The organism is Achromobacter kerstersii (genome assembly GCF_902859595.1).
Taxonomy (GTDB): Bacteria; Pseudomonadota; Gammaproteobacteria; order Burkholderiales; family Burkholderiaceae_B; genus Achromobacter; species Achromobacter kerstersii.
The window spans coordinates 909,337-920,633 of the sequence record NZ_CADIJQ010000001.1 but is presented as its reverse complement, the minus strand read 5'-3'; the positions used below and the strand labels follow the sequence as shown (position 1 = coordinate 920,633).

Below are 11,297 nucleotides of genomic sequence, written 5' to 3'. Positions count from 1 at the left end.
GCAATCGAACAGGCACCGACCTTTGGTGTAAGTTCTTTAAATCACCTCAATTGCAACGAGTGAACTCTTGTGCGCTCGACGCAGCCCAGCCAGGCGCGTTCACGCCTCCAGGAAAATTTTGTGTGCTTGCGCGGGTTCATTCACACCGAGCGCATAGCCTGCGCCAGGTTAAGCTTCGGTATCCGCGTAGTTGACACGCGGAATGCACTCGGTAAACTACGCCACCCGGAGCGACTGACCGGATGAGATTGAGCGCTCCCCAGCAGCATAGGCTGTACTCGCGCAAGGCGGGTTGCAAATGGTTTCCGGATCGGCTCAGCCATTTATCGGCTCAGCCATTTATTACGTAGTCATTGAAGTGTCCACTTTCGCGCCTCAATAGGCTGCACCGCGAATGGACATAGGCGTAAGGCCCACCCTGCGCTCAAACGCCCGCGACATCTGCTGCCGGCCCGAGAACCCGCATCGAAGCGCGATCTTGTCGAGTGACTGATTGGTGCTCGACAAAAGCTCTCTGGCCAGATCCACCTGCGCGGCACGGATGTACTGCGCGGGCGAAATTCCATACACGTCTTTGAACGTCCGGGAAAGCTGCCGCGTGCCCAGGCAGACGTGGTCCGCGACCTCCTCCACCGTGACGCCATGTTCCAGGCGAGCCAGGATGAAGTCCGTCGCGCGCCGCAAGCGGTCTGACGATCCGCCGTACGCAGCCAGCGCCATGCTTTGCTGCCCCTGCCCAGGAGCGCGCACGCGATAAACCACCAATTCACGGGCAACATTCAGCGCCAGTTCCCTGCCGAAATCCTCGTCGACCAGGCTCAATGCCAAGTCGATTCCCGCCGTGGCGCCCGCGGCGGTAAAGGTCTTTCCTTCGCGCGTGATGATGGCATCGTTGTCAACGTGTACCGAGGGATACAGCTCGGACAGCTTGTCGGCTTGGCCCCAATGCGTGGTCGCAGTCTTGCCCGCCAGAAGGCCGGTCTCAGCCAGGACGAAGGCGCCCGTGCAAACCGACCCCAGCCGGCGGACGCGAGGTTCCACAGCCAGCAACCAATTCCTGAGCTGGGCATCGTGCATCGCATTCATGACCCCCGGGCCGCCGGCGACAATCAGCGTGTCGAACGCGCAGATGTCGGGCGGCGGCAAAGCGGCCGTCTGCAGCCGAAGGTTCGACGAGCATGTGATTTCCCCGCCGAATGTGGAAAGGGCCGTGATCCGGTAGCGGTCCGGTTCACGGACGTCGCGCAGGTGACAATTGGCCCGGCTGAAAACATCGGCCGGGCCGGTTGCGTCAAGCAAGAGGACGTCATCGAAAACGACAATGCCGATCTCGCGCGTGCCTTTGAACGCCCTTTCCGTCACATCATGTTCAATCCGCGACAAAGCCGCTTTCCTTGGCAACTTGCTGCCACTGCGCATATTCCCTCTTCATGGTATCGGCAAGCGACTGGGGATCTCCATCGCCGACCTCGAGTCCGGCCGCCTGAAGCGATGTACGGACTTTCTCATTCATCACGACTTTGAGGACCGCACTGCGGTAGCGTTCAATGGTCTCCGGACTGGCCTTGCTGGTCAGGAAGTAGGAAAACCATTCCTGCGCGACCAGGCTATCGAAACCCGCTTCCGGGAACGCGGGCACGTCCGGCAATTGAGAAAACCGGTTCTTGCCCGTGATGGCCAGGATACGCAGCTTGCCCGCCCGATGGTGCTCGAGAATATCACTGGGCGCCAGGAAGGCAAACGGCAACTGGCCTGAAAGCACGTCCGCCAGCGCCGGCGCGGAGCCTCGATATGCGACTTGATTAAATTCGCAGCCCAGCGCCCGTTGAAGCAGCACACCGGAAAAGTGGAACGCGCTACCGGAGGCCGGAGAGCCGTAAAACCCCAACTTCGGATCCCGGGGAATGAGCGCTACCGCCTCCTTCAGCGACTTCGCCGGCACGTTGGGCGCACACACGAACGCTATCGGCGCGGTGGCGACGGTGCCTACAGGCACGAAGTCCCGAAACGGATCGTAGGGCAGGTGTCGATAGGTGTGTGGATAGATGACCATCGAGGACCCGATGGTCTGCAATAGCACGCTGCCATCCGGAGGCCCCGTCTGGGCGAAGCTGACAGCAACCTGCCCGCCGGCGCCGGAACGGTTCTCGACGATGACGTTGGAATTCAAGCTGGCGGCCAACTCCGGCGCCACCAATCTGGCTATTCGATCCCCCGTCGCACCCGGCGGAAAACCAACCAACAGACGTACCGTGCCGTGCTGGCTGTGCTGCGATCTGGACATACCCGGCGCCGCCAAAGCCAGCGCGCCGAGCAATCGAAGGCAATTTCTTCTGCCGTTCATCATTTCCCCTTGCGTGTACGGCCGCATGACTGCGACTCTGATGCGTTGAGTTTGACGGCAATCTCGCCCAGCATCGGACATTCTCGGTGCGTTGCCGGACATCGGCTGCTGAAATCTGTGTCGCATGTCAGAAAATGCATGCACTATGTCCGGTGACGGATCATGTTTGCCTACATGCTTGGCCGCATGAACACCCAACCCAAAACCCGCATCGGCATGCTCGTCTTCCCGATGATGACGTCGCTGGACATTCTTGGTCCCTTCGAGGTCCTGGCGCGCGCGCCCTCCTGTCATGCGGAACTGGTATGGAAGGATCGAAGTCCCTTGAAGGGGGATACCGGCCTGACCATCGTGCCGGACCGGGGGTTTGCCGATGCGCCTCAGTACGACGTCATCGTCGTCCCCGGCGGGCCTGGCCAGACGGCGCTGATGGAAGATGCCGAGGTGGTCCAGTTCCTGCGCCAACAGGCGGCGGGTGCGGAGCTCGTCACGTCGGTGTGCACCGGTTCCCTGCTCCTTGCCGCAGCCGGTCTTTTGCAGGGCAAAAAGGCGACGTGTCACTGGCTCTCGATAGACCAGCTCCCGATTTTTGGCGTCGAAGCGGTGCCCGATCGGGTGGTCGTGGATGGCGACAGGATTACCGGCGCGGGCGTGACGTCGGGGTTGGATTTCGCCTTCACGGTGCTCGCCGCAATCCGCGGTGAAGAGGCTGCCAGAGCCCTGCAACTGATGCTCGAGTACGACCCCGCCCCACCCTTTGACAGCGGCCACCCGCGGGTAGCCAGCGCGGACCTTGTCGAGAAAGTACGTCACGCGGCGGACAGCATGATCCGTGAAAGGCGCGCGGTCTCATTGCGAGTCGCGCAGGGCATGGTGGCGACATGACGACCGCGAGCCGCCGCCGCAGAGTGCGCGGCAGCGTCCCAACCGGTTCTGCGGCATGACTGAACTACGATGACGTACATAGCGTCGCGCCATTCTCGCTTGGCGTCCATCGCGCTATGGGCCATCGCCGCATGCCTACTGCTCCGTATTGTCATCCCCGCCGGCTATATGCCGGCGCCGAGCAATGCGGGGCGCACGGTCTCGATCACGTTCTGTAGCGGCAACGGCACCCTGCTGCTGCTGAAGTCTGTTTCCGCGCAGACCAGCCGCTCAGACTCACACGAAGCCGCGTCCGACGTCTGCTCGTTCGCACTCTATGCGGCGCCGGCACTGATCGGGCATTTTCAGCCGGGACAGCCAAGCGCTTCGACAGCCTACGCCACACTGCGATTCCACGAATCAGCAGTCCCGCGTCCTCTGGATCCACGCGGCCCCCCGCTAGGCGCCAGAGCGCCTCCCTTCGCCTGACAAATCCCCTTCCGATTCTCGTCGGCGCCCCGATCGCGCATGAACAGCCCTGCACTGCACCCGCAGTAGCGGGTGCCATCGCGTCCCCAAACCTGCTTGCCGCCACATGTGAACCACGACCTCGCGCGCGGCCAGCAGCCGGAGACATGGCTGCCGAATCGTCTCACCCCGTCTCAAAGAATTCCCACCATGCCTTGCCCTCATTACGCCATGCGGCTTAGCGCTTCCGTGCTGACGGCCACGCTCGCGGCAGCCAGTTTGCCCGCGCAGTCACAAGAAGCCGCGCCTACCGTGACGCTTAGTCCGGTACAAGTCACTGCTCGGTCAGCCAGTCTGTCGGCTTCCAACGCGTTGTCTGCGACCAAGACCGATACGCCACTGATGGAAATTCCACAGTCCGTGCAGATCATTACCAGCACCTTGATCGAGGAACAGCAAGCCCGGACTCTGAGCGATGTGCTGGTCAATGTGTCCGGCGTGCGGGCCACCAAGCCGGAAGAACTGCTGTTTGCCCAACCCATCGTGCGCGGCTTTCCCGCGGAGATTTACCTGAATGGCATGCCCGCATTCGGTGGCACGGCCGCCTCTTTCGATCCCAACAGCCTGGTAAGCGTGGATCGTATTGAAGTGATCAAAGGGCCCACCTCCACGCTGTACGGCGGTGGCCTGGGCGCGCCGCTGGGCGGGTTGATCAACGTCGTGTCCAAGCGCCCGGAATTCGAGTTTGGCGGCACGCTTGGAATGCGTGTGGGCAGTGACTCGACGTCCAACCCGTATGCCGACCTGAACGTTCCGCTAAGTGATCGCGTCGCCGCGCGCATCGCTGCCGAATACCAGGAGAACGGTAGCTGGATCGAGCACGTCGAGGGCCGTCGTTGGTCGGTTCAGCCTAGCCTGCTGTTCAAGATTTCTCCGCAGAGCGAGCTGCTGTTGCGAGGCCAGTACGACAAGCGCAGTCTGCGCGAGTATTCCGGCCTGCCGGCGGAACCCGCCTTGGCGGGCGTCCTGGACAGGAACGCCTATCCGGGCGCAACCATCGGGCAACCCCGAACGACCATCGAGAATCAGATAACGGGGCTCGAGTTCACGCATCGCTTTGCTGGGGGCACGAAGTTGAACGTCAGCGGCCAGTATGTGGACAGCCGCGTCCGGGACTACGGCAGCTTTATCTATCCCGAACTCTCGCCGTCCGATCCCGCGTCGCCCACCGTCTACCCCATTTTCAAACTGTATATCCCCACTCGGGTCAGGGAAACCACGTTCGACACGAACGTCTCGAATACGTACCAAGCGTTTGGCGGACGTCACACGCTCATGGCTGGGTTCAGCTATGACCTGACCCGGTTCTACTCCGCGATGTCCAACGCCGAGCCCATTGGCGAGCTGGACCTGGCCAATCCGGCGTACGGTCTGGACTACGGGGCCGTGCCGGATATCACGTTCAGCCAAACCAACCGTTACGAGACCACGGCCGTCTTCCTGCAGGATCAGGCCACCTATGGGCGATTCCATTTTCTAGGCTCGCTCAGGCTTAACCAGCTCAACCTGCGCCAGCAAGAGCAGAACGTGCGCGAAACCTATCACCGCGCCACCACCCGGCTGGGCCTGACGTACGACCTCACGGACAGCGTGTCGGTCTATGCCGCCTACGCGACGGGCTTTCGCGGCGCCTTCAACTTCACGGGCCTGGAGCCCCCCAAGCCGGAAACGTCGCGCAACTACGAAGCAGGGTTAAAGCTCGCCCTACGCGATCTTGGCCTGTCAGGCACCGTTGCCCTTTTCGAGCAGACCCGTCACAACGTCACGACAGCTGATCCCGACCCCGCCAACTTCGGGATGTCGATCCAGACGGGCGAGCAACGCGCCCGCGGACTGGAAGCCGACCTGGTCTGGGAGCTGACGCCGGCCTTCTCCTTGCTTGCCAATTATGCCTACACCCAGGCGGAAGTGACGCGCGATACGTCTATCGACGTCGGGTCGCGGTTGCCGCGGGTGCCGCGTCACAGCGGCCGCCTTGCCGGTCGCTACCGGGTGTTGGATGGCGTGGCGAAAGGATTGTCGTTTGGGCTGGGCGTCACAGCCGTCAGTGCGCGCGAGCTGACGCTACCCAATACCGTGTCCGTGCCGGGGTATGCACTTCTGGACGCGCAGGCTGCTTATGAGTTCGGCCCGTACACGGTGGCGCTGTCCGCGTTCAACCTCACGAACCGCAAGGTGTTCGATACCTACCAGTACTTGAGCTCTCCCGTCGTGATGCCTGTGCAACCCCGATCCGCATACCTGTCGCTGACCGCCCGATTCTAGGAGAAACGCCATGATCGACATTGAACGCCGCAACCTCACCCTTTCCGCGCTGATCGCGCCGCTCCTCGCGGCAATGCCTGCCCGCGCGGCCGCCCCATCGTCCGGCACAACGCACGGGGAGCAGACGTGGGGCATGGACGACGTGCCATGGCTGGGCGACGAGCAGATCGCCATGCTGGTTTATCCCGGCATGACCGTGATGGACCTTGTCGGCCCCCATTGCATGTTCGGCGCCCTGATGGGCGCAACCCTCCACATCGTGTCCAAAACCCTGGAACCTGTCACCAGCGATGCTGGCCTGACCATCGTGCCAACGGCGACGTTTGATACCTGCCCGCGCGACGTGACCGTCCTGTTCGCGCCGGGCGGCACAGACGGCACCTTGGCGGCCGCCACGGATCGGCAGACGCTCGCGTTTATGGCAGACCGCGGCGCGCGGGCAAAGTACATCACCAGCGTGTGCTCGGGGTCCCTCGTGCTGGGCGCTGCCGGTTTGCTGGACGGGTACAAGGCCACCTCCCACTGGTCGTGCCGCGACGCGCTCGCCGGGTTTGGGGCGATCCCGACGGACGCCCGGGTCGTGCGCGACCGCAACCGGATCACCGGCGCGGGCGTAACGGCGGGCCTGGACTTCGGGCTGGCCATGGTCGCAGAACTGCGGAACCGAACCTACGCGGAATGCACGCAATTGATGAGCGAATACGACCCGGACCCGCCCTTCAATGCGGGCTCCATGAAGACCGCGCCACCCGCCGTCAAAGCTGCGATGCTCGATATGGCGTCGGATTTCTCCAAGCGGGCCGAGGCGCTTGCCAATGCGGCCAAGCGTGCCCCAGCGAAGCCTTGATCGTTGAAAGGTGACGCTCGACGGAACTGTGGTGCCTATTCAGATTGCAAGCGACATGCTTTAGAATGCCGCCATGGCTGCAAACGCCCCGTCGGGCTCAACCTTCGCGCTGACTTTCAGGCACGCCCGTGGCGTGCTTTGGGTGTTGTTGCTGGCGCTCATGCTCCGCGGCTTTGTACCGGCCGGCTATATGCCCGACGCCAACGCCTTGGAAAAGGGGCGAGTCGAGCTGACGTTCTGTACGGCAGCTGGTACCGTCTCCACGGTTTTTCTATCGCTCACAGACGATCAAACCAATACGTCGCACCAAGGCGAAAAAGCCGATTCAGGCTTGGATTGCCCATACGGCCTTCTCACGCATGTCGCATCGGCCCCGCCAGCGACTGACTTGTCTGCCTCTCTGACGGTTCCATCCGTGCGGGCGATCTTCTTTGAAGTTTCGCGCGCGCTTCCGCCATTGCCTGCTCAGGGCCCGCCCCTGGGGTCCAGAGCACCGCCCTCCCTACTCGGCTGATCGCTGCCCGTGTGACGCGTCTGATTCGACGCGCTTGCCCTGAGGCATGTCGACACCGAGGTCTTTCCTGCCACGCATTGCCCGTCCCCGCTCGGATCACGCTGCGCTGATCCGGGACGTTGCCTAGCTGGCACGCGCCCTCCTCTTTCGACTTCCGCAAACCTTGCGATCGCTTTGCCCATCCGGGCAGGCGTGTCGCGAGTGTCTGCGCGCCGCTGGCATTTCGCACCGCTGAACGCTTGTCTATCCGTATTCGGTGATGTCGCCGAATCCGCAAGCCGTTCCACGCCGCGCATCGTCGCCACCCCCGTTCGTACCGTTTCAACATAACAACAACCGCCTACGTCCCGATTGGCGGATAACAAGCTGCACCCAGGAGAAGCCGTGAACCGCATTATTGCCGCCCCGCCACCCTGCCTCAATGCACATGGAACAAGACTCAAGACAGGCCTCGCCGCTGTGATTGCCGCGCTGGCGCCGATTTACGCTGGCGCGCAGACTCAGTCCTCCACGCTGCCCAGCATTCAAGTCGAAGGCGAGCGTTCCCCCAGTCTTACCGTGCCCAATACCGCCCAGGCGCAGGAGAAAATCCAACAGATTCCGGGTGGTGTCGAGGTGGTGGGCGATAAGGAATGGCGCGACACCCAGGCCTCCACCATCAAAGACATTCTGGACTACACGCCCGGCGTGTTCGCGCAGCCCAAGTGGGGCGCTGACACCCGCTTGTCGATTCGCGGGTCAGGCCTGTCCCGCTACTACCACTTGCGCGGGATCAATCTCTATCAAGACGGCGTACCGCTGACCAATGCCGACGGCAGCAGCGATTTCCAGTGGATCGACCCCACGGCCTACCGGTACACCGAGGTCTACAAGGGCGCCAACGCGCTTCGCTTCGGATCGAGCACCCTGGGCGGCGCCATCAACTTTGTTTCCCCAACTGGCCGTGACTCAAGTGCGTTTCAGGGACGTGTCGATACGGGCAGCTTTGGCTGGTGGCGGGCGCAGGCGGCCACGGGCTTCGCTGACGATCACCTTGACGGGTACATCACCGGCTCCTGGCAACGCCAGGACGGCTACCGTGAACAGAGCAGTGGCGATGCTCAACACGTCAGCGGCAACTTGGGATGGCGTCTTTCGGACACTGCCGAAACGCGGTTCTTCGTGTCCGCCATGCGTGTACGTCAAGAAATTCCGGGATCTGTGACGCGCGATCAGGCGCTGAACGACCCCCGCAAAGCGGCCGCCTCCAACGTCGAGAACGACTGGCAGCGCAATGTGGACGGCGCCCGTCTGACCAACCGAACCGTTGTCGTGCGCGGCGACAATCAGTACGAGTTCGGCGCGTGGTACTCGCAGACCCACCTGAAGCATCCGATCTACCAGTATCTGGACAATGTCTACGACGACTACGGCGCTTACACCCGCGTCACCAACACCTCCCAGCTTGCCGGACACGACAACCGCTTCACCGTAGGGGTGACCTGGTCTGCCGGCACCGTGGACGCGGACAACTACGTCAACACCGGCGGCCACAAGGGCGACAAATTGTCCGCCACGAGAGACCGCTCGGACAACCTGGCAATCTATGGCGAAAACGCATTCGACATCGTACCCGGCATTTCCTTGATCGCCGGCGCCCAGTATCTGTACGCCAACCGTGACCGGCGCGACCGGTACAACGGTGGCGGCCCCACGATCCGCACGGGCGAGAAAAGCTATGACTTCTTCAATCCCAAGCTGGGGGTGTTGTGGCAAGTGGACCCCCAATCCCAGGTGTACGCCAACGTATCGCGCAGCGCTGAAGCGCCGACCTTTGGCGACATGAACTTCTCAACCGCCAATGATCTGGCGCGGCTAAAACCCCAACGCGCCACCACGCTGGAAATCGGTACCCGTGGACAACAGCGCGACATCGGCTGGGATGTCTCGCTGTATCGCGCGTGGGTCAAGGATGAGTTCCAGTGCGTCAGCACGATGTGGGACATCTGCGGCCAAACCACCAACCTGGACAAGACGATTCACCAAGGCCTGGAGGCTGGCCTGAATTGGACGTTCCTGCGCGGCTTGCTGGCAAGCGGTGCGCAGACTGACAGCCTGATCCTGAATGCCGCCTACACCTTCAGCGACTTCAGGTTTGATAGCGACAAGGACTGGGGCAACAACCATATTCCTGGGGTGCCGCGCCATTATCTCCGTGCGGAAGTGCTCTACAAGCATCCCTCTGGCTTCTATATCGGCCCGAATGTCGAGTGGGTGCCGCAGGCGTACTTCGTAGACAACGCCAACACGCTGAAGACGGCGTCCTACGCCTTGCTGGGCGCACGTCTGGGCTGGGAAAACAGCCGCTACAGCTTCTATCTGGAGGGCCGTAATCTGACCAATCGCAAATACATCGCCAGCGCAAGCACCACCGATCGCGCCACCGCCGACTCTGCGCTGTTCGAACCTGGCACAGGCCGCGGCGTCTACGCTGGCGTCCAGATGCACTATTAAGTGGACCCGACGCAACCGTGAACGACTCCGAGACAATCACCGGTCCCGCCGACGACATCCCTCGGTCCGACTGGCGTTCGCCGCTGATGCTGGGCGCGGTGCTTGCCAACTTGCCCAGGCAGCTGTTGGTCGCAATGTTAAGTGACAGCGTCACAACGCAGCCTTCAACGGAGCCGGCTCCCAATATTCCCACAACGCAAACCGAGATAGAAAAATGAAACCTGTGAGCAAGAAAAACTGCATGCTGTTGGCAACGCTCGCCCTCTGCACTGGTATGGCAAACGCGGAGCCTGCCGTAGCTATTGACGATGCGTGGGTTCGCGCAACGGTTCCCGCACAGCAGGCAACCGGCGCATTCATGCGCCTGACCTCGCCTGCGAATGCCAAGCTGGTTGGCGCCAAGTCACCCGCCGCCAAGGTGGTCGAAGTCCACGAGATGGCGATGCAGAATGACGTCATGAAGATGCGCCAGATTCCGGCGCTCGACCTCCCCGCAGGCACCCCGGTTGAGTTGAAGCCTGGCGGCTATCACATCATGTTGATGGGGCTGACGCACCAGCTCAATGCAGGCGACAAAGTGCCCGTCACCTTGATGTTCGAAGATGCGGCAAAGAAGCAAAGTGATGTCACGGTTCAGGCTGAAGTGCGGGCATTGAACACGCCAGCGGCCCCCGCCGGAGGTCACGGCGGCATGAAGCACCAGCACTAAGCCTGTTCCAGGGCTTGCCTGTCACCATGATGGCCACCAATTCCGGGCACAGAATCTATTGCCAAGGGTTTTCCACGGCGCGCGCCTTTGCGTTGCTGTGGTTCACCCTTGCGGCGGTTTTGTTCGGATCGCTGGCGCCGTCATGGGCGCAGGTCATTGTCCGCGCAAGCGCGGGAACGTCACTTTCCTACATTGAAGTCTGTACTTCCTCGGGGCTTCGACGTATTGCCGTTGATGGCGGCGGGCAGGAAACCGACCAACCGACGCCCGCACCCGCCGATGCCATCGACGCGGTGCATTGCGCCTTCTGCCTGACGCAACATCAGTTGCCCAGCCTAGTCCCCCAAATCCATCGTTTTGATGGCATTCGGGCCGGCCTCGCAATGGCTCCAACAGCTGACAGAGGGCCGACGCCGACCACCGCCCCTCGCTGGCGGCCCCCTCCCCGCGCACCGCCTGCCTACGCCTGAACCCGCTTCGCTCATAGATCGCATGTTGTCCGCCGCGACGCCACCTTGTTGGCGACTGCGTCTGGCATTCGGCAGTTGAACGACTCAATTCAGGAATTCGCATGGCCGGTCTCAATACCCTTATGAAGGTGCTTACGCACCTGAACTTCGGCGCTTTGATTGCCTTGGCGCTTTGGCTCGTCGCGTTGCATGCGGGGGGAACTCTATGAAGCACTTCTATTCTCCGCGCGGCGCCAAGCGTGGCCTGATGCTGGCTACGGCCG

The 11,297-nt window shown here is 62.1% G+C and carries 9 protein-coding genes; 7 read left to right on the top strand and 2 right to left on the bottom strand.

The window, feature by feature from the left end:
- Positions 1 to 375: 375 nt before the first annotated feature.
- Both HV765_RS04025 and HV765_RS04020 read right to left on the bottom strand, forming a co-directional pair.
- Entirely contained in the window at positions 376 to 1,383 is a 1,008-nt protein-coding gene (locus HV765_RS04025; RefSeq protein ID WP_175168882.1) for a GlxA family transcriptional regulator, read from the bottom strand.
- Positions 1,370 to 2,371: a tripartite tricarboxylate transporter substrate-binding protein gene (locus HV765_RS04020; protein ID WP_175168881.1), complete on the bottom strand. Its 1,002-nt coding sequence runs from the start codon at positions 2,369 to 2,371 to the stop codon at positions 1,370 to 1,372. The genes HV765_RS04025 and HV765_RS04020 overlap by 14 nt, the downstream gene beginning before the upstream one ends.
- Positions 2,372 to 2,506: 135 nt before the next feature.
- Here HV765_RS04020 and HV765_RS04015 point away from each other — a divergent pair, with 135 nt between their 5' ends.
- From HV765_RS04015 to HV765_RS03985, 7 genes are all read left to right on the top strand, one after another.
- The gene (locus HV765_RS04015) at positions 2,507 to 3,229 is read left to right on the top strand and encodes a DJ-1/PfpI family protein (protein ID WP_254600439.1); all 723 of its coding nucleotides are present in this window, start codon (positions 2,507 to 2,509) and stop codon (positions 3,227 to 3,229) included.
- A 657-nt stretch (positions 3,230 to 3,886) separates the two neighbouring features.
- The gene (locus HV765_RS04010) at positions 3,887 to 6,001 is read left to right on the top strand and encodes a TonB-dependent siderophore receptor (protein ID WP_175168880.1); all 2,115 of its coding nucleotides are present in this window, start codon (positions 3,887 to 3,889) and stop codon (positions 5,999 to 6,001) included.
- Between the two features lie 10 nt (positions 6,002 to 6,011).
- Entirely contained in the window at positions 6,012 to 6,848 is an 837-nt protein-coding gene (locus HV765_RS04005; protein WP_175168879.1) for a DJ-1/PfpI family protein, read from the top strand.
- Positions 6,849 to 7,008: 160 nt separating this feature from the next.
- Positions 7,009 to 7,362: a DUF2946 family protein gene (locus HV765_RS04000; RefSeq protein WP_338077792.1), complete on the top strand. Its 354-nt coding sequence runs from the start codon at positions 7,009 to 7,011 to the stop codon at positions 7,360 to 7,362.
- 384 nt (positions 7,363 to 7,746) lie between these two features.
- Complete coding sequence (locus tag HV765_RS03995; RefSeq protein ID WP_217483335.1) at positions 7,747 to 9,855, top strand: TonB-dependent receptor family protein; 2,109 nt, start codon at positions 7,747 to 7,749, stop codon at positions 9,853 to 9,855.
- Positions 9,856 to 10,069: 214 nt separating this feature from the next.
- On the top strand, positions 10,070 to 10,564 hold the full coding sequence (locus HV765_RS03990; RefSeq protein ID WP_175168877.1) for a copper chaperone PCu(A)C: 495 nt from the start codon (positions 10,070 to 10,072) through the stop codon (positions 10,562 to 10,564).
- 26 nt (positions 10,565 to 10,590) lie between these two features.
- Complete coding sequence (locus tag HV765_RS03985) at positions 10,591 to 11,034, top strand: DUF2946 family protein (RefSeq protein ID WP_175168876.1); 444 nt, start codon at positions 10,591 to 10,593, stop codon at positions 11,032 to 11,034.
- The last annotated feature ends 263 nt before the right edge of the window (positions 11,035 to 11,297 follow it).

What these genes read in the sequence shown, in the direction of transcription:
- HV765_RS04020 (WP_175168881.1), bottom strand. Translation starts at nt 2,371, where the DNA reads ATGCGGCCGTACACGCAAGGGGAAATGATGAACGGCAGAAGAAATTGC.
- HV765_RS04015 (WP_254600439.1), top strand. Translation starts at nt 2,507, where the DNA reads ATGTTTGCCTACATGCTTGGCCGCATGAACACCCAACCCAAAACCCGC.
- HV765_RS04010 (WP_175168880.1), top strand. Translation starts at nt 3,887, where the DNA reads ATGCCTTGCCCTCATTACGCCATGCGGCTTAGCGCTTCCGTGCTGACG.
- HV765_RS04005 (WP_175168879.1), top strand. Translation starts at nt 6,012, where the DNA reads ATGATCGACATTGAACGCCGCAACCTCACCCTTTCCGCGCTGATCGCG.
- HV765_RS04000 (WP_338077792.1), top strand. Translation starts at nt 7,009, where the DNA reads ATGCTCCGCGGCTTTGTACCGGCCGGCTATATGCCCGACGCCAACGCC.
- HV765_RS03990 (WP_175168877.1), top strand. Translation starts at nt 10,070, where the DNA reads ATGAAACCTGTGAGCAAGAAAAACTGCATGCTGTTGGCAACGCTCGCC.
- HV765_RS03985 (WP_175168876.1), top strand. Translation starts at nt 10,591, where the DNA reads ATGATGGCCACCAATTCCGGGCACAGAATCTATTGCCAAGGGTTTTCC.